Source organism: Formosa haliotis (assembly GCF_001685485.1).
In the GTDB taxonomy this organism is placed as follows: Bacteria; Bacteroidota; Bacteroidia; order Flavobacteriales; family Flavobacteriaceae; genus Formosa; species Formosa haliotis.
This window is the reverse complement of record NZ_BDEL01000001.1, coordinates 3,132,986-3,158,447: the sequence shown is the minus strand read 5'-3', so window position 1 is coordinate 3,158,447 and position 25,462 is coordinate 3,132,986. Positions and strand designations below refer to the sequence as shown.

Below are 25,462 nucleotides of genomic sequence, written 5' to 3'. Positions count from 1 at the left end.
ATCCTTTACAGACCAAAAAAAATCCCTTACAGATATGTTTTAGGATTTTCTTACATTTTTTAAATACACCTATTAAAAAATAATGTAACTTAAATAGCTAATAATCACTTAAAAGTACCAGCAAAATGCATTTAGAAAACAACTACGCCTCCACTTGGCTCAGGAATGGTGTACTCTATGCTATCTATAAAGAAGGTGTGGAGATCAACCTGTATGCTGCCAAATTGATCATGGAAGACCGCCTTAAATTACAGCAAGGTAAGGCCTTGCCCATTCTATGTGATATCCGAGGGGTCCGGAATTTTGATATGGCCGCCAAACGCTTTTTTTCTACTGATGGCTTTGCACTTATTAAGGCTCTTGCTTTAATATCCAACAATCCAGTTTCCCAAGTATATTCTGAAATGTATATCAAAGGAAATCTCCCCTCAGTTCCCATAGATATTTTTAAAAATGACACTGAAGCATTAGCTTTTTTATCAACATTTACTGAATTGCAATAAAGAAAATACCAGAAAAGATTACCTCTCCTTAAACTAAATACCAACTCGTTGCCATGGATTCACAAGATCAAATACGTTTAAAAAACATTCATAATCAATTATTGGAAATAATAAATGGTAATTTTTCATTTCAAATAGCCCGTACTGATCACAACGATGAATTGGAAGCCCTTTCCGCATTGGTCAATATGGTAGCTGAAGAAATCAAGGATTCGTTTTTACACGAAGGCTTTATCAATTCCAGAAACACCTATAAACATACCAACCAATTCACCTTGGTTTTAGATCTGCAACATATTATAATTGAGGTGTACGAGGGTACTATTACATCTTTAGGATATGCCCCCAAAGATCTTATCGGTCACTCCATTACATCCTTGTTATCAAAAGCATCATTAAAAACTTGGACATCTATTCAAAACAAACTGCTCTATAATAAATCACTCCAATTGATCTTTAATACAAAACAAGGCCTGGAATTTAAAGCCAAGTGTTTTGTAATCCGGTTTCAAAATAATGAACGACTTAAAGATCTGATCCTGCTAACCACATTTGACCTTGTGCAAAGGGATCATTCAATAAAATTAAACCTAAAAAAACTCAAAATAAACTCTCAAAAGGAAATTTATAAACAATCGCTTTCCAGTAAAGACATCGATAACATTCGTCGAGCTGGAACATTTATAATAGATCACCTAGAACATGACCTACCTTCCTTAAAAGATTTTGCTCACAGCTTTGGCATTAATGAATTTAAACTCAAGAGAGGATTCAAAGAATTATACGGCATGACTGTTTTTCAATATTTAAAAATAGAACGTCTAAAGAAAGGACATGTATTAGTCAAACATACCAAAATGACTTTCAAGGAAATAGCAAAAACCGTGGGCTTTAAAACACCCTCACATTTTTCACGGGAATTCTATACATATTATAATTACCGCCCCAGAACGCTACGCAATAACTCATAAAACATGCAATTAATCCCTTACAGACCAGAAATACTCCCTTAGAGAACATTTGCCTTTCCTAACTTTATACCATTACAAATCAAACAGGTATAAATAGTATGAAATGGGTGCAAAAACATAGAAATTTTATAATTGAAATAATTTCCAATCTTTTGGTGGTATTGTTCCTTTATGCAGCAATTTCCAAGTTGATCAACTTTGAACATTTTTCATGGCAGTTAAGCCAATCCCCATATATTTCACCGCTTTCTAGTTTACTCTCTTGGTTAATTCCTGTTGTTGAAATATTAATTGCCATAACATTAATTTCAAAAAAATATAGAACATTAGGTTTATATAGTAGTCTAATCATACTGACTGCATTTACCCTATATATTTTTAGCGTTTTAAAATTTAGTGATAACATTCCATGCTCCTGTGGTGGTGTTCTTTCTAATTTAAGTTGGAAGAACCATCTTATTTTTAACCTTGCATTTATACTATTTACAATCTTTGGAATTCTATTTCAGAGCTATAAAAAAACAATTGCGCGATTGCAGGAGAAGACCGAAAACCTGTAAAAAAGAGTAGGTCATTAATTTTAAATTTTAATTATTATGAAAACTTCATTTTTTAAATTCATTATGCCAGCTTTTGCAATATTATTAGCCGTAGGCTTGGCCTTTGCATCAAACAGTACTGAATTACTAAACGTTGGTTACATTCAAGGACCATCTGGTCCAATTCAGGTTCAGGTAGACTGTGAATCAGAAGTTGAGGAACCTTGTACTTATCTTGAGCAACAAGTTTTTAAGGATCAAAATTATAATGAACCTATGACAAAATCACTGCCATAGATAGGCGTTTGATTTAATTGAAAAGGTGCCTTACTAATTGGCACCTTTTCTCAATTAAATCAGAAACATGAAACAATCTTAATCTTCCAAACCTAGATATTGTCGTATTAAGGGCTCCAAACGCTCTCTTCTAGCATTTTTATCTACAATAATGCCTTCTTTATTTAACAGCCATACTGTTGGGTAGCCTTTAATATTTAATAACGAATGATAACTTACAACCACATCTTTACCTTTATCCAAAGATTGTGGCCATGTAGCTCCTTGTTTTTTTATAATTTCAAGTACCCGATCCTTTGAACTATCACCATCAGCTGCCAGACCAATAACCTCAAACCCCTGATCTCGATATTTATCATACATTTCTTGTATATGTGGCATTTCTGTTATACAAGGTGCGCATACTATCGACCAAAAATCTATTAGGACTACTTTTCCCCTCATATCTTTAAGATTTATATTATCGCCATTGATAGAGGTAAATTCCATTTCCAAGGGTTTGGACAAATCAATACGCTCTAATGCCTCTAGGTTTATTTTTGCCATTTCATGAATGGCTTTAAAACCTGCATTATTAGAAAGGGGTTGACCAATAGCCGTTAAATCTAAGAAACCCTCCCAATACGATTGTGTTAAGTGCGGTGTTATCGAGGTCATTAAGGAATTAAATTGATTAACATAATCTGCTATTATTTCGGTTTCAGAATATTTTTTTGTGAGATCAAACATCTTTAACAGAAACCACTCCCAATAATATTTATCAAAATCACGCCAGTACTGAGCTTCTAAACCCTGCTTTTTTATGTTGAGACCTTTGTGTTTTCTTAGTGCCAAACGAAAATCCCGAGCCATTAATGCTACTTCAACATTAAGCTTATCCTCTATAGGTGCATCTGTTTTTAAAAACTTTTGAGCTAACTCATGCCCTTTATTCAACCATTCACTTCTTGCTTGAATATCTATAGGTAATGATCTACGTCTTTTATAGTATTCTAAAGTACCGTATTTAATTTCTTTAGATAAAAATAATGATAAACTATCTGGTATTACTTCCTGCAAAAACCAAGGCTCAAAATTTAAATTAAAGAAAAATTTTAATACCTCGAAATAGTGTGGATCATTGGGGTAAGAATCTAAGAAATTAAGAGCCAATTGTAACCTATTTTTATAGACTTTCTCTTCAAATTTTCGTTTCTCTAAATATGTTAGTTTCTTATAACGTTCACATTCTTCTGGATAATCACAAAAATAGGATTTTAGGGTATCTAAATTCTTAAAAGCATTTTCTGCCTCAATGTTGCTGATAGGAACTTCTACTTTGGCCATAGTATTCTTGGATTGTTCTTCTTTAGCACATGACATGCTTATCAACAATATAAGTGCTATCACTCCTACTGTTTTTAAATAAAAATTCATTTTCATAATCTTAAATATTTTTAACTTTAGTATTTTAATAGCCTACGTTTTGAGGTAATAAATTCGGGTTGATTTCTAGTTCTGATTCTGGAATGGGAAATAACGCATCGGTTTCTTTCCAATTTGGTTTAAGAACCTCTAAAGCTTTACCTGCCGTTCCTGTTCGTTTTAAATCAAACCAACGTAGTCCTTGCTCAGTAAACAATTCTACTCTACGTTCCTTCCAAATGGCCTCCAATAAACTATTTTGTGAATTTGCTGAAGTATTTTGCAAACCCGCACGGTTTCTAATCCTATTCAAATCGTCCTGTGCACCTGAAATATCACCGAGATGAGCTCTTGCCTCTGCTCTTATTAAATACTGTTCTGCCAAACGGAAAACGATAGAGTATTCCAATGACTGTGTTTCTGTTATATAGGCCTTATATTTGTACGGATAGTAAAGCGTAGTAGTACCATCAGAACTTGAAGCACTACCAACCCAGTGACTTAACCTTAAGTCTCCTTGTTCAAAGCCATTTAAAAAAGTATTGGTTAAGGCAAATTGCTGCCCCGGGATGAGCTGTATAATGAACTGGTTGGCCTCCATGGTGTTTTTAGGGTTGTCTCCCGGTTTAAACTGCCAAATTGTTTCTGATGATTCCTTCAAAAACACCTTACTTAAGTCTGGTTCTAAAATATATGCGGCGATAAGGTCACTTGATATTTCTTCGGCTAACTCCCAATTGTTTGTATACAAATACATTCTAGCCAATAAAGCTTTGGCGACAGATTGATTAGGTAATACACGTTCACTACTACCCACATACCCTTCTAGCAAATCTACGGCCAAATTAAGGTCTAATATAATTTGTTCGTTTACACTAGTTATTGGTTGTCGAACTACTGAATCATTTTCTAAGTAGTCGGTTGTAGTGATATATGGAATTTCACCAAATACATCAGATAAAAGACTATGGAGATAAGCTCTTACGAAAAAGGCTTGCCCCTTATACTGTGCTTTTTCATTTGGATTTAAGGTATTTGAATTTTCTACACCATCTATTACATCATTAGCTGCATATATCAAATTAAATGCATGGCTCCACCACTGCAAAAGATAACTATTAGAAGCTGAAACATTATGGTAAAACATTTCCATGCTATTGGGTTCAAATCCATAATAATCCAGTTCGTCGCTATAAATACCCATCATTGAGGTCAACCCGAAATTTCCAGATACCATTCCCTCTTCACGTAGTTCATAAAAAATATTTGCCAGGGCCGATTCAACTGTTGCAGGATCATCGAAAACGGTTTCCGAGATTAATACATTTTTGGGAGGATCAACTTCTACAAAATCACTACATGAAGTGTAGCAGATAAAAAGGAGTAGTAAAAAAAATGTATTTAAAGTATTAATACGGTATTCAATCGAGTCAATACTTAACTCTTGAATACATCTATGGTTAATTTTATAATTCATAATATTGTTTTTTTTAGATTTAAAACCCTACTTGAACACCAAGTGTAAATTGTCTTAAAGGGGGTAATACAGAACTATAGGGTTCCTCAGGATCGGGTCCATCATAATTAGTAAAGGTCAACAGATTCTGTCCTTGCAGATATAGGTTTACCTCTAAATTCCTAGTTGTGGTTGGTACCTGATAATTTAAAGAGATGTTACGCAGACGGACAAAAGAAGCATCAGAAACCGCTGCATTACTTTCCTTTATATTCCAATCAATAGGCCCGACGCTTGGAGAAAGTCCACCAGAAACCATTTGATATGGTTTTAAATCTCCTTCCTCTTGCCATCTATCAAGCAAGCTTACTGGACCATTGCCTCTAAGACCAGGTGTTGCTTTCCATCTCAAATTATTAAATGCTCTTTGTTTTTTAAACTGAAAGAAAAAGTCAAGAGTAAAGTTTTTATAGCTTATCGTATTCTGAAAACCACCATAGAATTTTGGTGAAAAATCATCTATCACCTGATTATCAAATGGTTTACTAATAACACCATCAGCATTTAGATCTTCAAATTGGTAAAAACCAGTTTCAGGACTGACCCCAGGAGCATTATAAAGTTTTATAATGGTAATAGGTTCTCCTATAATATATCTATTTACAAATGCAGAATTTTCTAAATCATCAAACTTCAATAACTCATTTTTGGGGATTGTAATGTTAAAGGTTGTTGTCCATTTAAAATTCTTGTTTTGAAGGTTTATGGAACTAAAATCGAGTTCCACTCCCCTATTCTCAACCGTAGCGTCAAAATTACCTTGCAGCTCAGGAAACCCTGTTGTAGCAGCCAAGGGAATTCCTATTAATTGGTTTGAAGATCGGTTTTGATACCAAGAAACGTTACATAAAACCCGATCATTAAAAAAACCGAGTTCCAAGGCTAATTCTAATTTTTTATTTACTTCCCAACCAAATAATGGGTTAAAAATTCCAGTAGGTTTCAGTATAGTTGTACCATCATAATCGAAGCCTGTTACATTGTAAGTATCTAAAAATGCATAGTCACCAATGTTATCACTACCCGTTGTCCCATAACTTCCACGTAATTTCCCTAAACTTAATAAGGAGCCGTGTTTAAAAATAGATTCCTCCGAAAATATCCACCCTACTCCAATGGCTCCAAAATTCCCAAATTGATTTCCTGGACCAAACCGGGAAGAACCGTCCCGACGTCCTGTTATATTCAGGATAAGTTTATCTTTTAAGCTGAAATTAACACGACCAAACACCGCTTGGTAACTATACTCACTATCGGCATCCTCTAAAATTTCAAGAGTTTCGGCGGCAGCTAAATTTTGAATCAAGTTATCATTTGGAAAGCCAGTGCCCTTTTGGATTAATTGCTGAGTGTTTTCTTTTTGAAATGTAGCACCAAACAAAACATCCAATTTTATATTGTTCCATATTTTTAACCAATTTATTTGTGGTTCTGCAATCCATGAATATCGTTTAGAATTATTGTTTGTTAAGGATGAATAGGTTTGTGGTGTAAACCCGAATCTTGGATTCCTCGCCGATGATGGAAGTATTTTATTGGAATTTAAATCAGAAATGTTATATCCTAAATTGGCTTTTAACTCCAAATCAGGTAAAACATTATAAGAAAGTCCCAAATTACTTATTAGGGTATTAATAGTTACCTCATAGATTTCTTCTAACGAGGCCATCGGATTGTCCCAAGTATTATTTTCCCAATTGATATTACCCTCATCATCATACAACTGCGGGGCATTAGGCTCTAAAGTATAAGCATTATATGTAAAATCTGTTCTTGGTAATACATTTTTTTCATTAGTATAAATGGTTGAAAAATTTAATTTAAAGCGCCCAGAGCTTGATTGGTGGTTTAAGTTGTTGTGTACACTAGCCTTCTTATAATTGGCATCACCAGGGAATACGGTTGTCTCTTTTTGATAGGTTCCACTAAGAAGAAACTGCGTTTGCTCGCTACCACCAGAAACGGAAAGTTGAATATTATTACGGTAGGCTGCACCTCCAATTAATTCTTTTTGCCAATTTGTATAACGGGAATTATCCCAACTCTTAACATCCGGCCAGAAAAAATCAAAAGCAGACCCCTCTAAGAAAGAACCATAACCATCATTGGTAATTCCCTCCCTTCGCAATTCCAAATACTGTTCGGTATTTAAAAGATCCAGAAAATTGGAGACCTGACCTATTGAGCTACTAAAATTGGCATTGATTTTTGTACCTCCACTCTGCCCTTTTTTGGTTGAAATAAGCACAACACCATTGGCTCCTCTAGAGCCATAAATTGCTGTAGCATCTGCATCCTTTAACACTTCTATACTTTTAATATCATTGGGGTTAATCGCATTTAATGGGCTTATATTACCAAAAAATATTTCCCCAGATACATCATTAGAGCTTAGAGGTTGTGAACTGAATGGTACACCATCTACGATATAAAGGGGGTCGGTTCCTCCATTAATAAAATTCTTTCCTCTTATTTCTATATTGTACCCGCCTCCAGGAACACCTGTGTTCTGTACAATGTTAACACCTGACATATGCCCTTGCATTGCTGCTAAGGGGTTATTTACTGGTTGTTTTTCTATAATCTTGGAATCTATCTTGACGATATTTCCTGTCCGCTGCTTCTCAGACACCGAATAATAACCTGCATTAATAGTTACAGCTTCAAGATCTGTTACAGCTTCTTCTAAGGTAATTGTAAATTGAGTTTGTTGTCTGACTTCAACTTCTTTCGTTTGAAATCCTAGGTAACTTATTATAAGTACGTCTGTAGAAATTACGGTAATGGAAAAATGACCATCTTCATCTGAATAAGTGCCCTTATGAGAACCTTTAACCATTACATTGGCGCCAAAAATAGGCATGCCATAATTATCTAAGATTTTTCCAGACACTTGTTGGGTTTGTTGTAATGCACTAATATTATAGACATTAGTAACTGGAAGACTCCAGACCTCATAAGACTCTAGAGCAAAGGCGAGAAAAAGAACATAAATAAGCAGTCCCTTTACCTTGTTTACAAAGGTATTTTTCATAATTTTGAGTTGGTTTAATTAAACGTTGTTTTAATTGAATTTGCCCTCCAGATACTTTGCACGGTGAATGGAGGGTTCTTTTTATTTTCAGTTCCTTTAACTGTTTTAATTCTTAAGTAAGTTTACCCCATAAGCAATTTTTTAAAAAATTAATAATTAACATCATTTTATAATAACTGGGCAGTCTACCAGTAAACACCCTAACCGTAATTTAGCTGGAATTACGGCCACCCAGCTGTACTCTAACTAATTCAAAGGTTTAAATTCATAGGCATAGTTTTTTTAGTTAATACAAAGCATACCTTACCCTCGTAAGGGCTATTAATACTAATTAGGGAATATCGTTTCATGGCTGGATACCATGATTATGTGGAATTGTAAATTACAGGAGAAAGAAGTTGTACCGTTCCAAAACTGATTTTAAAGTAGATTTAAAACCATCATATTCATGACGTCACTCCCGTAAGAAAAAGTGGATTATATAGGGCATTTAGGCTTTTTAGGGTAAAGGATAAAATACACCGTAAGCTCAATATTGTATTGTGCCTTCTTTATTTTCAATTGCTTGTATCCTTTACTCTTTTTCAATAGGCTTAAAGTTACCCGTTATATTGTTAAATTTTATTTCTAAACAATTTTATACTTAAGTATTAAAACATGCTCACACCAATTTAGTGTGAGCACTTCACTTATCATCTCAATTTTAAAAGTACCAGCTTTAGATATCGAGAATTTAAGTATTTGATTCCTTTTTAAAAAATACACCAATAAGTGTATTAATATCAATGCAATATACTAAAACAAATTGTTCGATACAAATTTGTAACGAATAAATATTCTGAATTTTTCAAAATTTACATTATGAGAAATTACAGTGAATTTGAGTTATCAATTTTAAACATACAAATAGGATGTGAGCTCAAATTAGCAAGGCTTAAAAAAGGACTTTCACAACATCAATTATCATTGATTTTAGATACAAATTCAACAAGTATAGGAAGAATTGAACGATTTGAAAACTCTTGTAGTTGGGATAAATTATATTTACTGAGTCAAAATTTAGAAATTGAATTTTGCAATTTATTCAAACTTAAAACTCTAAATGAATTACTTTTCATTGTTAATGAAACCATTAATCTAGAAGAAAAGCTTACCCAAACCAAAAGGGAGTATTACACATCCTTAAAACAATTGATTAAAGAAAAATTTAAACAAAAAAGTAATGGTTAAGAATTATTCAAACTAGAATAGCTTGTAACCCATTACTAAAACATAAACAATTTTGTTTACATTTGTATTATGTATCAGTTAATAGAAAAATACAAAGGTATACACCCGGGGTTTGTTATTGAACACCTTTTAAAAAAGCGATTGCTTCGCCAGCGACCTTTTGCCTTATCTATTAACGAATATCCACAGACTTTAAATGCCATAACAAAAGGCAAGCGAAGCCTAAATACGGCACTAGCCTTAAAAATTGAAAAGCAATTAGATTTAGAACAAGGTACACTTGCCCTATTACAAACGTATTTTGATATCGATCAGGAAAATAAAAAAACAAATCATCCTACACCTAACCGCTCTGTTTTAAGAACCTCATTATTTTGGGATACCGATATAAAAAAAATAGACTGGAACAAACAGTATAAGGCAGTAATTAGGCGTGTTTTCGAACGTGGTAATGCATCTGAGCAAAATGAAATCAGACGCTTTTACGGGGCAAAGAAAATAAAAATAGCTTTACAAACTGATATACGAAGACCTTATCGACCTTCTCATAAATAGAGTTATTTTTATCACATGTTATATTATAATACGGTAAATGAGTTACTAAAAGACAGCTTACTAGTTCTAATGGCTGCAAAAGAATTTGAAAACTTTCGTTTAGTTGGCGGAACGGCTCTAAGTCTACAAATTGGGCATAGAGAATCTATAGATATTGACCTCTTTAGTGATGCCCCATATGATTCCATAGATTTTGATAACATTGAAGCATTTTTAAAGAATACCTTTCCTTATTTAGATCATCTTGAAAACATTCCGGTTGGTATGGGTAAATCCTACTTTGTAGGCAAGGATTCTATCAACTCCATAAAATTAGATCTGTTTTACACAGACAAATTTATAAAGCCTCCCGTTATGGTAGATACCATTCGAATGGCATCTCTAGAAGAAGTAATCGCAATGAAACTAGATGTTATTCAAAGAGGTGGAAGAAAGAAAGATTTTTGGGATCTTCATGAGCTTTTCAAATCCTTTGACCTTGCTAAAATGTTAGAGTTGCATGAGCAACGTTATCCATATGACCATGATAGGTTTCTAATTTTGAAAAATTTTATCGACTTTTCACAAGCCGACGATGATTTTGACCCTATTTGTAATTATGGAAAGTATTGGGAGTTTATCAAGGATGATATTACAACAAGAATCAACAATTATACTGAAAACAATATTAATTAGCCTCTAACCTGATTTTATAATCATAGTTACGTCTCTATAAATTTTCTCATAATTAAATTTTAATTCTTGTTCCGAAATGGTCCCATTTAACTGGGGCATTACTTTTTCAATATTTTGAAGTTTAAACCTAACTTTTCGATCCTTGCCATCGGCAAAAGCAATAAACTCCCCTTGTTTCAATCTAAAAAAGATGCTAGCACGACGCTTCGAGACTTCTCTCTCGCCTTTTGTTATCCGGCTCTCCATGCTTAATCCACTGTTTTTACTGATACTTCTTGTTGGTACTTTAATCATTTCAAAAAACTGTTCATAGTATCTAGCTGTATCTGGATCGTTAGCTTTACCAAAAAACTGGTAAGACAAATTAGATAAAATAGCCTTACTAGCCTTATCCCCATAAAGGATATCATTCTGAATTTTGTCTTGCATTACATAAATGGTAGCGATATCAAAACTTCTTAATGTGGCAGGAATTCGCGGCATGTTTAATAACTTGATTGTAGGTGCCTCCTCCATTAAAACAAAAGCCGGTCTGCGATTCCTTACACTCATTTGTTTTACAGCGGTATGCATGATCATAGCAGAAATGGGCGCATATGCAGTTTCATATTTCGGATTATTAACTACTGAAACCACCGAAGGGTGGTCAGGATGATTGAGATCTAAAGGCACTTCATCCTCTGATAATACCATAAAGATGCGTTGAGAACTCATTTTCTTAAACGCATTAGATAATGTACTCTTTACTCCTGCTGTTTGTTTTTCAGATTCAATTCCATTTATAAACGCACTAGCCATACTTTTAGCAGTTATGTTTGTGCTTAAAAAGGCTATTAATCGCTTAGTCGGTAAACTTTCAAATAAAGCAATAATATGTGGTAAAGTACATAATTTGGGATAGTCTGTTTTCATTTTCCATATCATCCCTGCCAAAAGCCCTTCAACAGCATCATTAAAAAATCTGGAGGTCGCATTTGTTTCTCCGTGAACTTCTAATAAGTTTTCTATAAGCACCCTAGATAATTCATTAACACTTTCCTCGTTTGGTAAATATCGCGGAGCAATTGGGTTTACCTTACTATGGATATGGTCAAATGAGATTGTATAGAAGTGTAATTCCTGTTGCGCTTTAAACAGCGGATACGCAATTTCAGTTAACTCAAAATGTTTATAATCGTGAATAATACCACAAAACTGGTACGCACTAAAATGTTGTAGGAGATTGAAAACGACGCTTTCCGTTTTTCCACTCCCTGCAGAACCAATAATAGAAACCCCACGTTTGATATTATCGATAGTTAATCTTCCACTATTCAATTTAAAACGTACTTGATATCGTTTATTTAAATTTTTGGGATCGGATTTAAATATCCCACTTGCTATAACTATAAAAATCACCAGAATTGGGATGACGATATACAAAATAATATGTGCTATTGTAGTTGTCATATAGAAATAGATCCTGACTCTAAAGCTTTAACCATACCTTGTTTTAATTTATTTATCGCTTTTAAGACTAATTGGGTTTGAGATGTTGGTACATTAAGCATGGTTGTCGGAACGCCTGCTTGGGCCAATAGTTTAAATGCTATTGCTTTTTCATTTTTGGGCAATCCTAAAAGATTAGCGTAATAGTGATGTGGCTTTTTAACCAAAAGTTTTCTGGCCCTATAGGTTTCCACAAAATTTCGATTGTATTTAAAGCGTTCATCAAAACGTTTTTCGGCATTCGTGATAAATTGATCTCTATCAAACCCACGCTTTACCCTCTTACCATTAAACTCTACCTCTGAGGCACTATATTTACTCCCAGGTGACAAACTATAACGGTTAGATTGATCTTTTCTACTTACAATAATATGGATGTGAGATTGCACACCTTCCTTAGCCATTCCTTGTGTAATCATTTTTCCATTAATCTTATGAGGTGCTTCAAACTCCAGTCTTTTAATTTGGTTTTGTTTTTTACTTACGTCCCCTACCATCTTACCACTTTTAATTTTCTGAATCTCATTTTCAAGCCTAACAATTTTCTTATGAAAAGGAGCATTTTCTTTAATGGCTTTATCTGTGCCTTTATATAGTCTTTCGTGTTCCAGCTTTGCATAGTATTTAATATCCTTAACTTCTATTGCTCGACCTTCTATGTCTCGATGAAACGCCTTAGCATAATCTTCCATAATAGCCTTTGTATATGCCTTTAACTTTTCACTATCATTTTGAATATGCTTTAATTCCGATTTACTAGGATTCACAGTTATGGAATAAAATCGGGGCTCACTTTTTTTAAGTTTGGCAGTATTTCCATCAATATCCTTAATAACATCTTTAGCTCGAAACTGTTCACCATCCTGGTTAAAGAAATGCTCTATTTCATCCAATGATTTATCTTCATTCTCTTTCTCCAAATAAGACACAAAATCAGCAACCGAACTATTATAACTGTTACCTAATTTCTGAGGAGTTATCGTGATGTACATGGTCCAAATTGTTTTTAATGCGTTGTATATCTTCCTTATTTAAATTGAGTCGGTAATACCCCATCCCAAAATTGTTTCTGATATATTTCAATTTTTTAAGTATTAATCCAGTGTCGGATTTCAGTTGGAGATATCGTTTCTGACTGTCTCTAAACTGATTCTGATAATACTCCAATTCCTCATTTTCAGTAATCAATTCTTGGGGTGTAAAATCAATATGATTTTCGGCTTCCTGCTGGGCGCTAACCTCAAACAACTGTTTCATTAAAAATGCGGTAGGTTCTGTTTGATGTTTTTCAATAGATTTAATAATAGCTATTAAAGCATTAAACCTTCTTTTCATCTGAAACTTCAAACTCGTTATTGTTTCTCCAAATCGTTCTGAAGGACTAATCTCATTGGTCTCAAAAAACAAAATCATATCCAGTAAACTAAGCGATTGGGATTTCCCATAATGCTTACAGAATTTCCGAAATTTCCTAGCGACTGAAGTCTTTATTCTTAAGCCTGCAAATCCCTCTTTTTCGTATCCATTATCCATTTTTTCATAAAAAATTTGTTGATTTTACTGGTCTGAGCCACTTTTTTCATAAAAAACACTCCACAAAAAAAAATCCATCAACCATAATAACCCTATAAACAAAGGGATGACAGCGAAATCGAACCCTGTAACACCGCGCAGCGTGTTACCCTCTTGCTATTCGATTTTGTCCCGCAGGGACAAAAATTCTCACACCATTTTACCGCTTAATATCATTATTACTGAGCTGCTCAATGACTAGTTTCAAGGTATAACAATAGGAAGTAAATTGAAAAACCGGATTGATTTCAAATGTATCGATTTCAATACAAACGTTATGAAATTGCCAAACACTATAAATATTAAACGCTAATTTCGATTGCATTGTGAAAGAAAAAAGACCTCTGAAAATTCAAAGGTCCTAATCTCTATTCATTTGATATATCAATTATAATATGCCACTATCGGCAAAACTAAAAAAGTCGCCATTTGGTATAATGATTATATGATCCAGAACTTTAACATCTAAAAATAAAGCTGCTTGTTTAATCTTATTTGTAATTTGTTTGTCAGCTTCACTAGGCTTTAATTTTCCGCTGGGATGGTTATGAGCCAAAATAATAGCCGTACTTAAAGATTTTAATACAATCGCAAAAAGTATGCGTAAATCGACTAAAGTACCTGTTATACTTCCTGATGAAAGTTCATAGATTCCTTTAACCTTATTTGAATTATTTAAAAGAATTATCTTAAAGGATTCATGTAAACTTATCGTATCCTTATTCCAATTATCATATAATACATTGCAAGCATCCTGAGAACAACCAATTGATAAAGTAGCTTTTAATTTCTCTTTATAGCGTACCTGAATTTCATTAACTTTGCGCTTCATACGTTTTTGATTTAAATGTTTAAACGTTAATTAAAAAGGGTGCTATAAATAAAGGGAGCACCCTTTTATTTTAATATTAGTTACCCAATAACAAGATTTCACTTACTGTAATCTCCGTAACATAGCGCTTTACACCGTCCTTATCATCATAGCTTCTTGAGCTCAGTTTTCCCTCGATTGCAATTTCCTTGCCTTTGGTCACATAGCTTTCAATGATATCAGCTTTCTTACCCCAGGCTATTAAGGTGTGCCAACTGGTGTTGGTTTGCTTTTCACCCTTTTTGTTATGGTAATGCTCATTAGTAGCCAGTGATATACGGGCTAACTTTTTTCCGTCTTCTAAAATGGTCATCGTTGGTTCCTGTCCTACGTTACCGATTAACTGCACTCTGTTTTTAATTGTACTCATGATTAAAACATTTAAAAGGTTAATAATTCCCCTTAGGTTTTCTGATTTTAATGTGATTGAAATTTTAAGGGGTGCTTTGTATACTTCTCTCTAAAAGAGAACCATGTTTGAGGTGGAGCTTGTCAAGACTTTTAGCAAAAATTCAGGAGTGTCTGCGACGTAGTAAAATCCTTGGATTTTCAAGGACGTAGAAACCTTAAGTTTGGCTAAAATTTGCATGGTCTTTACAAGGTTCACAATAGCCTTTGGCCTTCTTTTGAAGCCCATAATGAAGTGCGTGTACGGGAAGTTAAACAAACGGAGTTATGGAGGTTCAAAATAGAAGCGCCTTAGGCTATGCCTGGTTTTTGCTGTACCAAAAACCAACAAAGGCCTCAAACATTATAAACCCCTTAAAATGTTTTGACAAGACCGGAATTTTTACGAGGGAGCGCGGAAAGCCCAGAGAAGGCTTTCCCGATCCAGCGGTTAAGAAAATTTGGGGATTGGCTTTCCTTAAAAAAAAATGAGAACCTACCCCACAAAAAATCTATAAATAATATAACTCTTAATAGAATTAGTTAAGCACTTTGAAGACTGTCTTTAAAATACAGGCAATTTTATTATATTGCTTAATTTAGCTAAAAAAACTAACTCAAAGATTTTTTAAATTGCGATTATTACTTCTATAAATGATAAGAATCGAAACCGAATTAAACATTTTGCCTGCTAATAATGGAGACTCCATATTAATAAAAACATATGACAAAAATAGGAATGAGGTCATTATCCTCATAGACGGAGGAACACCAACAACATTTAAATATTCTTTAAAGAAACACCTAAAGGAAATTGCTAAAATCGATTTGCTTGTATTAACACACATAGATAATGATCATATAGGTGGTTTAAAAAACTTTTTTAAGAATGGTTTAATTGAAAAAATAGAAATTGGTGAAATTTGGTATAACCAACCTGATGCGGAATTCTATGAATCAAGATCTGAAAAAGCTATTATTAGTGTACCCCAAGCAGAAGATTGGAAGGCTCTAATAAAAGAGAAAAAAAATGGTGTAGCAATTAAAGAAATTACCACAGAAAATAGAATTATAAATATTAAAGACTTAGAGTTTACAATACTTTCACCTACTTCTGAAATTATAAACAAATTGTATAAAGCCTGGCTTAAAAAAAGAAATAAGCCTATTGAAAAAGCTATAAAATCACAGATTTCCATATGTAAACCAAGCTTTTCAAAATCTCTTGAGGAACTTAATAAAATAGACTTTAAGCCAGAAAAATCAATTGACAATGATATTTACAATTCCTCTTCTATTGCTTTTTTATTAAGATGTCCAGATTTAAGCTTACTTCTTTTAGCAGATTCAAGAGCGGAAGTTATTATTGATAATTTGAAAAATATGGATTATAGTGAATCGACCCCAGTGGAAGTTGATTTCGTAAAAGTTTCACATCACGGAAGCTTAAACAACACTTCACAAGATCTATTATCTTTAATTAAGTCTAACAACTATATAATTTCAACCAATGGAGGCACTTCAAAACATAAACATCCGTCAAGAGAAACCATTGCACGAATAGTATGTAAAAAAAATCGTAATGATGATATTTTAAATATTTATACCAACTATAGTTTAGATAGGATAAAATTAAGAATCGGTGAATTTATAGCAGATGAAGATTTAAAAAATGGCAATTGGAACATAGAACATAAAAATACATTTACTAAAAATGACTTATAATAATGCGGAAAACTATTGCGTAAGAATTAAATGTAATGGAAAAATTGGGAGTGGTGTTTTAATTGCGGGATGTGATACTTTTTATGTGTTTACAGCTGCTCATTGCTTAGGCGATGAAATGCCCATTATTAAAGAAATTGAAATACAAAAGCAAACAGATTACCAATCTGAATTTAAAAATATTTCAGTTGTCTCTATAAAGGAATTTGACTCTGAAAAAGACTACGCACTTTTAGAAATAGATTTTGAAGACGAAGAAAAATTGCTTTATCAATATAAAATAGCACATAGCTTTTTACCTAATACTACTGTTGAATTCTGTGGGTATCAAGGCATAAACAATGATGAATATAGACCTTTTCCCTGTAAGCTTATTACTAGTAGTGATTCAAATCATTGTTTCAAGATTACATTATATGATGGTGAAACTTTTCAACAGGCTGGTAATGATGGAGATTTAATCGCAGGCGGACTCTCAGGAAGTGGAGTTTTTGTTTATAGACATAAAACACCTTTTCTAATTGGAATATTAAATTCAGTTGTTACAGAACAAGCTTATAATAGTGACATTAATTGTTGTTCTGTCCACCATATTAAAGACTATTTCGAAGACTATATAGATTTATCTGATTTTGAAAATCTTATAAACTGGGAAGAGAATAACAGAAGAGAAAGAACAGAAAGTGAAATTTTAGCATTTAAGAAGACCGACAGTCAATTCTTCAATTATCTATATAAAAAAAATAAAGTTTTATATCCCGATTCTATTTTATGTGATGAAATAACTGTAAATCAAATTAGAAGTTATCTATCTATGAAAGAAAATATCGATACTTATTCAAGAATTTATCCAGATTTATTTAGTGAGTTTAAAACAAAAGTTTCAAAACTTGTAAATCAAGTTAAGACACAATACTCTTTATCTGTTGATAGACCAAACGAAGCAAAATTATCTCAAAGAGATTTACAGAATGAATTAAAATCTATTTTAGAATTTATGCCTTCTACGACAACATTTGATTTATCAGAATTTCAGTTAATTGAATGGTTAGGTATTTGCACATTAAATTTCACAAACAATGATTAATATAATATTAGACGAGAAAAAAACATCAGTATCTATAAGATATAATGCGTATTTTAAGCTGGTAATCTTACTTGCTATTATTAATCACTGCGGAAGCAAAAATAAAGCTGGTTTACAATTAATTCATTTAATGTTTTGGGCATTAAGAGATGAAAATAATTATCAAATACTGTATGATTTAAAAATGAGACTAAGAAATTCATTAACACCTTGGTCTTTCGAATTTGGACTTGAGAAAGTGTTAGCTATTGGTTACATCGAAAATTATATAGAAAAAAAAATCATCTCAAAGCAATTAGAAATTGCAATAACGAGTAGTGGGTTAGAAATTTTGAAATCAATTGAAAATTATGATTTATTTCATGATGAAATAAACAAAATAAAAGAAATAGGTTGGATACCTAAAACAAAATTGCAAAAAGCAAATAATAATTGGAAACTATTATAAATTCAATATGTTTAAAATAAATAGATTAAGAACTGAAATCCTAACAGATAAAAGTGAAACTATAGATGATTTATATGGCTTTGACTTCCCTTTTAAGCAGGGACTGAACATTGTAGCAGGAGAAAATTCAAGGGGTAAAACAACAGTTAATACTTGTATTTTTTATGCATTAGGCATGGAAGAGCTATTAGGTGGGCATAATAACAAAGCTTTGGATAAAGCTTTAAAAGATAGCTTTATTATTAAAACAGAAAGTACAGAAGAAGAAAAAGATATAACATATCAAATTATTTGGTCTAAAGTTTATTTAGAAATAGAAAATATAGATGGTGGTTATTATAGTTTAGAACGTGTGATCAAAGGTGCTGATGGTGACGAAAAAGAATCTAACATTACAATTTATAAATCAAGATTAGGGCAAATTAGTTCAACAAAGGACGAAGACAAAGGTGTGTTTTTTGTAAATGGGCAAGGTAATAATGATAACCCAAATGGATTTTATCAGTGGTTTACAGATTTCATCGGAATCGATTTACCTGAGGTCAGTAGTAGTTCTCGCACATCAAACTATAGCCCTCTATATCTTCAAATGATTTTTTCTGCTATATTTATTGAACAAACCAAGGGATGGTCCGATTTTTTTGCTACAATGCCATACTTTGGAGTTACTAAACCTAAAGAAAAAATAATTGAGTTCCTTCTAAATTTAGACGAAATTAAAAACTCTACTAAAAGAGACGTTTTTTATAAAAGTAAAAATGAAATTTTAGATAATTGGAATAAAATTATAAAGGCATTTTCATTTTTAGAAAAACAAAATAATGCAATTATTACTTCTATACCTGAAAACATAACTACAGACAAAAAAGAAATAGAAAAAATATCCTCATCTTTTCAAATTTCAGAAGAAGAAATAATTACTTATGATGAATATTTAAATACTAAATCAGAAAGAATTGCTGAACTAGTAAATAAACCAATTGCAATTATTGAAAGCAGTAAAGATGAAATACTTTTACAGTATGAAGTTAATAAAACTAAATACAATGATTTAATTAACTATGTGACTACCTTTGAAAATAAATTGAATATTGAAAAACTACAACAACAAAATATCAATAACCAATTGATAGTTATAGAAAAAGAAATCAAAGATCATAATAATTTGATTAAAGTATTCAATAATAATTTATTTAAAAAACATAATGAAGCAAAATGCCCTACATGTGCGCAACCTGTAACTCAGGATATATTATCTCGGCCAGATTTTAAAATTCCTCAATTATCACTTGAAGAAAATAAAGGCTTTCTGATAAGTCAAAAAAAAATAATAGAAACAACTCTTAAAAGCCTAAATGAAACTATTGAAGAGAAAAATACATTATTGCAATATTTAAAAAACAATCTAAGAAATCAAGAAAGTGTTATTAAGTCTTTATCTAGAGATTTAATTGCTGATGATAGAGCTTTATCAGAGACTGAAGTTGTTAAAAAAATACAGCTACAACAAGAAGTAAAAAATCTTGAACAGTTTAATGTTCAAATCGTTGAATTAAAAGAAACTCTTTTAGAGTTAGCAAATAAATATTTCAATGTAACAAAAGCAATAGAAGGACTAAAGCAATCTGATGACGAAAATACTCTAAGTTCATTTGAGAAAAATTACAAAAAATTATTGTTTGATTTTGGATATGACAGCAATAGAAATTACCAAATTTCAATTAATAGAAAGGATCCTTTTAAATATTTTCCAGTATATAAAAGAGGTAAAGATGATACTCAACCCCAATCTATTAGAATCAACTCTTCCGCTTCTGATTTTGTTAGGAATATTTGGGCTTACACATTAGCATTACGTGATAATGGAGTTAAACACCCAGGATTAATTATGTTTGACGAACCTGGTCAACATAAAGCTAAACAAAGCAGTTTAAAAAAATTATTCCATAGATGTTCAGAAAACACAGTTAAACAAACTATAATTTTCTCATCAACAGAAAAAGAATTAGATGAAAAAGAAAAATTTGATTTAATTGAATTGGTTAAAGATTTAGATAAAGATTCTTATCAATTAATAAATTTAGGTAGTGATAAAGTAATTAAACATTTCAGTTAAAATAATTTGAAACTTTTGGGATTTTAAAAAGTAATCAACATGAATGAAAAATATAAAATTTTATCACTTGATGGAGGAGGTAGCTGGGCAATACTTCAAGTTTTAGCATTAAAAAATATTTTCAGTTTAAAATATCCTAACAGAGAAATAAAAGGCCATGAAGTTTTAAGACATTTTGACCTAGTTATCGCTAATTCTGGAGGCAGTATGGTATTAGCTGGTTTAGCTTGCAATTGGTCTTTTAATGAAATTATTTCATTGTTTGAAAATAAATCAGTAAGAGAAAGTATTTTTAAAAAATTAAATTTCAAGCTAAGATATTTCCCCACTAATTTCATGTCCTTAGCGGGTATAAAGTCAATAGGCACTCGTTATTCTACAACTTCGAAAAAACAGGCATTAGAAGAACTCTTATTAATTAACAATGAAACAAAACTCAATGATTTCACGCTTTCTGAACTTCCAACGATAATAGGAAAAGAGTCCCTAGAAATAATTATAACTACTTTTGATATTATAAATAAAAGAGCTAAACTTTTCCGATCCAATGAAAAAAGCAAAGCTAGAGCTGAGATTATTGCAAACATAGACCATTTTGAACAAGTTAGCTTAGTTGGAGCTGTTCACGGTGCATCTAATGCACCTGTAAATTATTTTGACTTTCCAGCGGTTTTAGTCCCTAAAATTAAGGGAATTAAAAATACCAGAAGACGATATTTATGGGATGGCGCTTTAGGAGGATTTAATAATCCTGTCATGGTAGGAATCACAGAAGCTCTAGCAAATAATGTAGATCGTAAAGCCATTCATGTCATTTCTATAGGCACTGGAAGTAAATTGGTTTCTGATGAAGATAGTGATAATTTCAGAGATGAATATTACACATGTCTTTTAGGAAAAAGAGTTGTTAGAAATATAGATGGACATATTGATTGGCAAAAAACTAAAAGAAAAATTGGTTTGTTTTTTCGTTTATTTAAGGGGGCGAAATTCTATTCTTCAACTATTTCTAATTTATCTCAATCTATTTTATTCGAACCTCAAACTTGGGCTTCTTATAGTGCTTACATAAGTTTATTTTCTGGCAAGGATGACCCTAGTAATGATAAAAGATTTTTAAGGTTATCTCCCCAAATTATAAAAAATAATAATTCAAATGAATTAATAAACAAATTATATAATCTAGACATGGATGTAACTGAACAGAGTGAAATAGAATTATTAAAATCATGCTTTGAAGACTGGAAAAATGGAAATTTAAAAAATGAACCTGTTCAATGGACAAAGACAATTAATGGTGAATATATATTTGCAAAAGGTCATCAAACTTTTGCAAAAGCAATGAATGACTTAGATTGGATTTAGAAATTTTAATAATTTCAAATATTAATTACAAAATAATATTAATCTTAAAATCAAAACTATATAACAATATAAACTTTCATAATTTAAAATAGAAATAATAAATAATCTGATTATTGGCTAACACGGTTCGATTTGTACCACTGATTTCGGTATAAACAGTGCCACTTTTTACGGTTCGATTTATGCCATAAAGAAGTACAATTTATTCAACTTTTAACACACCAGAATCTGCATCGTCAGGTATATCAAATTCCTTTCTAGCTTTATAAAGCGCATTATCTTTCAATCTGGTGACGTACCAAATGGAATTATTTGTAAAAGCTTCATACTGCGTGTAATCAATATACCCTTGGTCAAAGGTCATTATTGAACCGGACGGCAGGTTTTGAGCCTCTTTCAAAAACATATGATCATGTTTGGCGGCTTTACAATAACGGATTAAGCAGGGTACGTTCTCATCTGCCTTAATCAACGTATGAGCTTTGATTCCCCCTTTCTTTCTACCGTTTTTTGGATTTCGTCCAACACCTTTTAGGATAACCTTGAACAGTGATATCGTTGATGAATCTATAATCTATAATCTATAAACGCTTTAGTTCTATGTCTTTTAATCGGCTGTCGCTAAACTTGAAGCATGTTTTCTATATACTGCCATTTAGATATCTTCTAAAACCTTACTCCTACGACGATTATTAGCCTCTGAAAAGGTACTGCGCTTAACCAGATAGCTTAAACTCGAGTGAGCTAATTTATGAGCATTCGAAAGTAGCCCAAGAATTACCTCTCGTATGGAATGATAGCCTTCAAAGGCTACAAATAACATAACAACCAGATGATTATAATTAGTAAACTTCTTTACATACCGCTCACTGTTGTGTTTTTTCGCTATTTTTCTTATCTCACTCTTGTCAAGGAACATTAATAACTGATTAAATATAGGCTGTCCGTTAAAATTTTTACTTTTACCAATGTCTTACTTTTTTGTGTCGTAACTCAAAAGTAAACATACCTGGTGGTTCTTTAAAAGGTTTTTCTCGGTAATTTTTTACTGGACACTAATGATACATAATTCAGATACAACAACTCTATAGATAAATATGCTCAATCACAAAACCTAATTCATTTTCAATTGATAACGATTCTAAATCAGGATCTATATCTACTTCATTTAAAACTAATTTAATACTTCTATCGTCCGAATAGGAATCCATGGCAACGGGAAACTCCAATCCAGTAATCTCCTCAACAAGAGATACATTAACTTGATAAGTTGCAGAATCATCGAACTGCATAAACAACAAATCATCTCGCTCTAATTCTTCTATAATACCATCATTTAATAACAACTTATTTTGACTCATTATGAAGGCTACTCGGTAAAGATTACCATCTTCTTTTTGAAATACAACCACTTTCCAAAAAAGTGAAGGTATCTGAATCTGTTCATCATTAATTGCCGTAACAAAATATGGGTTTTGTCTAGACAAGACGGGACCAGTGAATACAGACACCTTTAATTCATTTGCATTTGTTTCGGTATGTAAAATATAATCCTCCAAACTCCGCCAAATTGCACGGTTAAGATCTTTATGTTGAGGAACTGAATTAGTATAATAAAAAGTAGAATCAGCAGCATTTAGAGCCAAGCCAATAGATGCTCCCCATTGAACATCTTCCCTTTTTGTCATATGACCGCGGTCAAAATTACTTTTTGGAGCTCTATACAATTCGAGCCCCCACTGTAGGTCTTTACGAATTCTAGCATCTTTACGCCAATTATCCCTTCTTGGAACCTTTTTAAAATTCAACCCATCTATGTTGGTTGCTGTATAAAATGGGAATTTGTGGATGGCAGATAGTTGCAAACTATAATTTATATAATTAATTATACTATTATTGTTTTTATCCAAAACTAAATCATCTTTTTGTTCCTTATTAAGAATTGGTAAAGGAATTGTTTGACCCGAAATAAAATTCTCGTCATAACCTTTAAATAGAATTTCGTTATTCATTTTTTAAATATTTTGATGGTTTTCTGTAAAAAATTGGATTATGTTATTAATAAAAATACCTTCATTACGTGATTTAATTCCAGATGGTAGTGCAGGCTCCCCTGGCCTACTACCTCCCCCACTATGATGCAAGGCAACAACTTCCCAATCGGAATTAAATACTGGAGACCCCGAAGATCCTCTTTGAGTATCGGTAAGATACTGAACCACTCTTTCATCTTTATGTGTAACGATATTATGATAAAGAGAAATCTTTTTCATTTCACCTTTCGGATGCTGAATAATATTCACAAAATCATTTTTAGTAATCTCAATTTCTTTTAAATCTATCCAACCAAATTCCGCCAAAGTACTATCCTGATCAATTAGTTTAAAGATTGTTGCATCATACTCTTTTATTTCTGAGCAATACCATGGGCCATTGGGGTCAATTTTAAAACTTCTAGAAGGCAATGAATCACCGTTTATATCTAATTCAAAATCAAATATAATTCTCGTCCGTTCTATATCCTCTCTATTATGTATTACATGATAATTAGTTATAAAGAATACATCGTCTATTCCACTAATTTTAAACAGAAAACCCGTACCAACGCTATAATTACTACTTCCTATTTTCACCTCAACCTTGCCAACGGATTTACTCTTTAATACACCCTTCGCTAAGAAATTTACAGGTAAGAGGGAGCTTTGTTCCATTGTCAAAACTTCCAATGTATCGTCTGAAACCTCTTCCCAAAATGATGTCTCATCAATATCAGGACTTAAAGAAAAATCAATTTCTCCTGAATTTAAAGCTGATTTCAGAAAAGAATTATCAGGATAAGTAGTTAGCATTGATCGAACTAAATTATCAACCTTACTGTTTTTTTCTGCCTCTGATATAACATTACTCCATACATCCATTGCATTACCGCTAGTATCTATAAACTGAGGCTTTAAACCTGCATCTCTTACATATTTCGTAATCCCTTCTTTATTGGGAACCAGATCACTGAAAATATCGTTTAGCTGTGTATGTTTTTTAGTCCAGGTCATAATTAGTCAAATATTTGTGGGTACTCTACTGCAACCCTATCGATAAGATTTTCTACTATTCCTTTTTTAATGCATACATCTATAAGTTGTGACAGCATATCAATTGCAGCTCCTTCCTCTATTAATGCAATATTCAAACCTACATTTTTAACTAAAGTTTTAACCGTTGCACTTGATTGATAAAATTGAGGTAATTTTATCACCAACTGATCAATCGATTGTTCTTTAAAATAAGTCCCCCTGATTCTTTCATAAAGAATATTCAACTTAGCCTTCTCAGCTGCCCGAACTAATTCGATGGGAGACATGTAGCGGGATTGAAAAATTGGATTTACTAAATTTGGATTTAAAAGATACTGACCATTTCTTTCTTCTTTCCTTGCGTAATCTTCAAAAAATCGTTCAATTTTTGAAATGCCATTTTCTAGTTTACTATCTGCCGTTACATATACAAAGTCATAAAAAAGGCTGTCTTGATATTCATATTCCATTATAGAAAAAGGATGATAAGCCACTGGAAGGTCTCTTTCTATGACTTCTATTTTATCAATGGAATCAATAACCATATATCCTCTTGGCATTTTTTTGGTAGAAGCAAATTTAGATGCCCAATGTACATCCATAGCTTG

At 32.3% G+C, this 25,462-nt stretch carries 25 protein-coding genes; 12 read left to right on the top strand and 13 right to left on the bottom strand.

From position 1 onward, the window contains the following. The first annotated feature begins 125 nt into the window (after nt 1–125). From A9D35_RS13215 to A9D35_RS13200, 4 genes are all read left to right on the top strand, one after another. On the top strand, nt 126–503 hold the full coding sequence (locus A9D35_RS13215) for a DUF7793 family protein (RefSeq protein ID WP_066223753.1): 378 nt from the start codon (nt 126–128) through the stop codon (nt 501–503). A 53-nt stretch (nt 504–556) separates the two neighbouring features. Then, the gene (locus tag A9D35_RS13210; protein ID WP_066223751.1) at nt 557–1,474 is read left to right on the top strand and encodes a helix-turn-helix domain-containing protein; all 918 of its coding nucleotides are present in this window, start codon (nt 557–559) and stop codon (nt 1,472–1,474) included. A gap of 98 nt (nt 1,475–1,572) precedes the next feature. Continuing rightward, nucleotides 1,573–2,034 carry a MauE/DoxX family redox-associated membrane protein gene (locus A9D35_RS19695; protein ID WP_141675536.1) on the top strand — a complete coding sequence of 154 codons (462 nt, stop codon included), beginning with the start codon at nt 1,573–1,575 and terminating at the stop codon, nt 2,032–2,034. Nucleotides 2,035–2,070: 36 nt separating this feature from the next. Beyond that, entirely contained in the window at nt 2,071–2,310 is a 240-nt protein-coding gene (locus A9D35_RS13200; protein WP_066223747.1) for a DUF6520 family protein, read from the top strand. Nucleotides 2,311–2,388: 78 nt separating this feature from the next. On the opposite strand, the gene A9D35_RS13195 is transcribed toward A9D35_RS13200, so the two are convergent. The 3 genes from A9D35_RS13195 to A9D35_RS13185 are packed head-to-tail and all read right to left on the bottom strand — an operon-like array spanning nt 2,389 to nt 8,264. Next, a complete protein-coding gene (locus A9D35_RS13195; RefSeq protein ID WP_066223745.1) occupies nt 2,389–3,732 on the bottom strand; it encodes a TlpA family protein disulfide reductase in 1,344 nt (447 codons plus the stop codon). 28 nt (nt 3,733–3,760) lie between these two features. Beyond that, a complete protein-coding gene (locus A9D35_RS13190; protein WP_066223743.1) occupies nt 3,761–5,191 on the bottom strand; it encodes a RagB/SusD family nutrient uptake outer membrane protein in 1,431 nt (476 codons plus the stop codon). A 19-nt stretch (nt 5,192–5,210) separates the two neighbouring features. Next, nucleotides 5,211–8,264: a SusC/RagA family TonB-linked outer membrane protein gene (locus A9D35_RS13185; protein WP_066223741.1), complete on the bottom strand. Its 3,054-nt coding sequence runs from the start codon at nt 8,262–8,264 to the stop codon at nt 5,211–5,213. Nucleotides 8,265–9,125: 861 nt separating this feature from the next. Between A9D35_RS13185 and A9D35_RS13180 the strand changes: the two genes are divergently transcribed. From A9D35_RS13180 to A9D35_RS13170, 3 genes are all read left to right on the top strand, one after another. After that, the gene (locus A9D35_RS13180; protein WP_066223739.1) at nt 9,126–9,494 is read left to right on the top strand and encodes a helix-turn-helix transcriptional regulator; all 369 of its coding nucleotides are present in this window, start codon (nt 9,126–9,128) and stop codon (nt 9,492–9,494) included. A 69-nt stretch (nt 9,495–9,563) separates the two neighbouring features. Continuing rightward, nucleotides 9,564–10,049, top strand: coding sequence for a helix-turn-helix transcriptional regulator (locus A9D35_RS13175; protein WP_066223737.1), 486 nt, complete (start codon nt 9,564–9,566; stop codon nt 10,047–10,049). A gap of 69 nt (nt 10,050–10,118) precedes the next feature. Next, nucleotides 10,119–10,724 carry a nucleotidyl transferase AbiEii/AbiGii toxin family protein gene (locus A9D35_RS13170; RefSeq protein WP_235817901.1) on the top strand — a complete coding sequence of 202 codons (606 nt, stop codon included), beginning with the start codon at nt 10,119–10,121 and terminating at the stop codon, nt 10,722–10,724. A gap of 3 nt (nt 10,725–10,727) precedes the next feature. On the opposite strand, the gene A9D35_RS13165 is transcribed toward A9D35_RS13170, so the two are convergent. The 5 genes from A9D35_RS13165 to A9D35_RS13145 form a co-directional block, all read right to left on the bottom strand. Then, on the bottom strand, nt 10,728–12,173 hold the full coding sequence (locus tag A9D35_RS13165) for a type IV secretory system conjugative DNA transfer family protein (RefSeq protein ID WP_066223733.1): 1,446 nt from the start codon (nt 12,171–12,173) through the stop codon (nt 10,728–10,730). Then, nucleotides 12,170–13,204, bottom strand: a complete 1,035-nt coding sequence (gene mobB / locus A9D35_RS13160) for a MobB family relaxase (RefSeq protein ID WP_066223731.1) — start codon at nt 13,202–13,204, stop codon at nt 12,170–12,172. Before mobB ends, A9D35_RS13165 begins: the two co-directional genes overlap by 4 nt. Further along, nucleotides 13,170–13,745: a BfmA/BtgA family mobilization protein gene (locus A9D35_RS13155; protein ID WP_066223729.1), complete on the bottom strand. Its 576-nt coding sequence runs from the start codon at nt 13,743–13,745 to the stop codon at nt 13,170–13,172. The genes mobB and A9D35_RS13155 overlap by 35 nt, the downstream gene beginning before the upstream one ends. 427 nt (nt 13,746–14,172) lie before the next feature. Further along, complete coding sequence (locus A9D35_RS13150) at nt 14,173–14,616, bottom strand: JAB domain-containing protein (RefSeq protein WP_066223727.1); 444 nt, start codon at nt 14,614–14,616, stop codon at nt 14,173–14,175. A 76-nt stretch (nt 14,617–14,692) separates the two neighbouring features. Then, nucleotides 14,693–15,025 (bottom strand): single-stranded DNA-binding protein, encoded by a 333-nt coding sequence (locus tag A9D35_RS13145; protein ID WP_066223724.1) that lies wholly within the window; start codon nt 15,023–15,025, stop codon nt 14,693–14,695. 671 nt (nt 15,026–15,696) lie between these two features. Between A9D35_RS13145 and A9D35_RS13135 the strand changes: the two genes are divergently transcribed. The 5 genes from A9D35_RS13135 to A9D35_RS13115 are packed head-to-tail and all read left to right on the top strand — an operon-like array spanning nt 15,697 to nt 21,783. After that, a complete protein-coding gene (locus A9D35_RS13135) occupies nt 15,697–16,767 on the top strand; it encodes a ComEC/Rec2 family competence protein (protein WP_066223720.1) in 1,071 nt (356 codons plus the stop codon). Then, nucleotides 16,757–17,854: a trypsin-like serine protease gene (locus A9D35_RS13130; protein ID WP_066223718.1), complete on the top strand. Its 1,098-nt coding sequence runs from the start codon at nt 16,757–16,759 to the stop codon at nt 17,852–17,854. Before A9D35_RS13135 ends, A9D35_RS13130 begins: the two co-directional genes overlap by 11 nt. Further along, nucleotides 17,847–18,302, top strand: coding sequence for a hypothetical protein (locus A9D35_RS13125; protein ID WP_066223716.1), 456 nt, complete (start codon nt 17,847–17,849; stop codon nt 18,300–18,302). The genes A9D35_RS13130 and A9D35_RS13125 overlap by 8 nt, the downstream gene beginning before the upstream one ends. Nucleotides 18,303–18,309: 7 nt before the next feature. Then, entirely contained in the window at nt 18,310–20,418 is a 2,109-nt protein-coding gene (locus A9D35_RS13120; protein WP_066223715.1) for an AAA family ATPase, read from the top strand. 39 nt (nt 20,419–20,457) lie between these two features. After that, a complete protein-coding gene (locus tag A9D35_RS13115; protein ID WP_066223712.1) occupies nt 20,458–21,783 on the top strand; it encodes a patatin-like phospholipase family protein in 1,326 nt (441 codons plus the stop codon). 202 nt (nt 21,784–21,985) lie between these two features. Here the strand turns inward: A9D35_RS13115 and A9D35_RS18940 are convergent, their stop codons facing one another. The 5 genes from A9D35_RS18940 to A9D35_RS13095 all read right to left on the bottom strand — a co-directional run bounded on the left by A9D35_RS18940 (nt 21,986) and on the right by A9D35_RS13095 (nt 25,456). Next, nucleotides 21,986–22,354: a transposase gene (locus A9D35_RS18940; RefSeq protein ID WP_262487509.1), complete on the bottom strand. Its 369-nt coding sequence runs from the start codon at nt 22,352–22,354 to the stop codon at nt 21,986–21,988. Nucleotides 22,355–22,438: 84 nt separating this feature from the next. Continuing rightward, on the bottom strand, nt 22,439–22,720 hold the full coding sequence (locus A9D35_RS19690; protein WP_369692204.1) for a DUF4372 domain-containing protein: 282 nt from the start codon (nt 22,718–22,720) through the stop codon (nt 22,439–22,441). A gap of 148 nt (nt 22,721–22,868) precedes the next feature. Beyond that, complete coding sequence (locus A9D35_RS13105) at nt 22,869–23,795, bottom strand: DNA/RNA non-specific endonuclease (protein WP_066223709.1); 927 nt, start codon at nt 23,793–23,795, stop codon at nt 22,869–22,871. Between the two features lie 3 nt (nt 23,796–23,798). Beyond that, nucleotides 23,799–24,833 carry a trypsin-like peptidase domain-containing protein gene (locus A9D35_RS13100; RefSeq protein WP_066223707.1) on the bottom strand — a complete coding sequence of 345 codons (1,035 nt, stop codon included), beginning with the start codon at nt 24,831–24,833 and terminating at the stop codon, nt 23,799–23,801. Nucleotides 24,834–24,835: 2 nt separating this feature from the next. Then, the gene (locus tag A9D35_RS13095) at nt 24,836–25,456 is read right to left on the bottom strand and encodes a hypothetical protein (protein ID WP_141675534.1); all 621 of its coding nucleotides are present in this window, start codon (nt 25,454–25,456) and stop codon (nt 24,836–24,838) included. Nucleotides 25,457–25,462 lie beyond the last annotated feature (6 nt).

Bases quoted from the DNA above. Each gene is read 5' to 3' on its own strand.
- mobB (WP_066223731.1), bottom strand. From the start codon at position 13,204: ATGTACATCACGATAACTCCTCAGAAATTAGGTAACAGTTATAATAGT.
- A9D35_RS13215 (WP_066223753.1), top strand. From the start codon at position 126: ATGCATTTAGAAAACAACTACGCCTCCACTTGGCTCAGGAATGGTGTA.
- A9D35_RS13170 (WP_235817901.1), top strand. From the start codon at position 10,119: ATGGCTGCAAAAGAATTTGAAAACTTTCGTTTAGTTGGCGGAACGGCT.
- A9D35_RS13165 (WP_066223733.1), bottom strand. From the start codon at position 12,173: ATGACAACTACAATAGCACATATTATTTTGTATATCGTCATCCCAATT.
- A9D35_RS13120 (WP_066223715.1), top strand. From the start codon at position 18,310: ATGTTTAAAATAAATAGATTAAGAACTGAAATCCTAACAGATAAAAGT.
- A9D35_RS13145 (WP_066223724.1), bottom strand. From the start codon at position 15,025: ATGAGTACAATTAAAAACAGAGTGCAGTTAATCGGTAACGTAGGACAG.
- A9D35_RS13095 (WP_141675534.1), bottom strand. From the start codon at position 25,456: ATGGATGTACATTGGGCATCTAAATTTGCTTCTACCAAAAAAATGCCA.
- A9D35_RS13190 (WP_066223743.1), bottom strand. From the start codon at position 5,191: ATGAATTATAAAATTAACCATAGATGTATTCAAGAGTTAAGTATTGAC.
- A9D35_RS13210 (WP_066223751.1), top strand. From the start codon at position 557: ATGGATTCACAAGATCAAATACGTTTAAAAAACATTCATAATCAATTA.
- A9D35_RS13175 (WP_066223737.1), top strand. From the start codon at position 9,564: ATGTATCAGTTAATAGAAAAATACAAAGGTATACACCCGGGGTTTGTT.
- A9D35_RS13115 (WP_066223712.1), top strand. From the start codon at position 20,458: ATGAATGAAAAATATAAAATTTTATCACTTGATGGAGGAGGTAGCTGG.
- A9D35_RS13130 (WP_066223718.1), top strand. From the start codon at position 16,757: ATGACTTATAATAATGCGGAAAACTATTGCGTAAGAATTAAATGTAAT.
- A9D35_RS13180 (WP_066223739.1), top strand. From the start codon at position 9,126: ATGAGAAATTACAGTGAATTTGAGTTATCAATTTTAAACATACAAATA.
- A9D35_RS19695 (WP_141675536.1), top strand. From the start codon at position 1,573: ATGAAATGGGTGCAAAAACATAGAAATTTTATAATTGAAATAATTTCC.
- A9D35_RS13125 (WP_066223716.1), top strand. From the start codon at position 17,847: ATGATTAATATAATATTAGACGAGAAAAAAACATCAGTATCTATAAGA.
- A9D35_RS13195 (WP_066223745.1), bottom strand. From the start codon at position 3,732: ATGAAAATGAATTTTTATTTAAAAACAGTAGGAGTGATAGCACTTATA.
- A9D35_RS13100 (WP_066223707.1), bottom strand. From the start codon at position 24,833: ATGACCTGGACTAAAAAACATACACAGCTAAACGATATTTTCAGTGAT.
- A9D35_RS13150 (WP_066223727.1), bottom strand. From the start codon at position 14,616: ATGAAGCGCAAAGTTAATGAAATTCAGGTACGCTATAAAGAGAAATTA.
- A9D35_RS13135 (WP_066223720.1), top strand. From the start codon at position 15,697: ATGATAAGAATCGAAACCGAATTAAACATTTTGCCTGCTAATAATGGA.
- A9D35_RS13185 (WP_066223741.1), bottom strand. From the start codon at position 8,264: ATGAAAAATACCTTTGTAAACAAGGTAAAGGGACTGCTTATTTATGTT.
- A9D35_RS13200 (WP_066223747.1), top strand. From the start codon at position 2,071: ATGAAAACTTCATTTTTTAAATTCATTATGCCAGCTTTTGCAATATTA.
- A9D35_RS13105 (WP_066223709.1), bottom strand. From the start codon at position 23,795: ATGAATAACGAAATTCTATTTAAAGGTTATGACGAGAATTTTATTTCG.
- A9D35_RS13155 (WP_066223729.1), bottom strand. From the start codon at position 13,745: ATGGATAATGGATACGAAAAAGAGGGATTTGCAGGCTTAAGAATAAAG.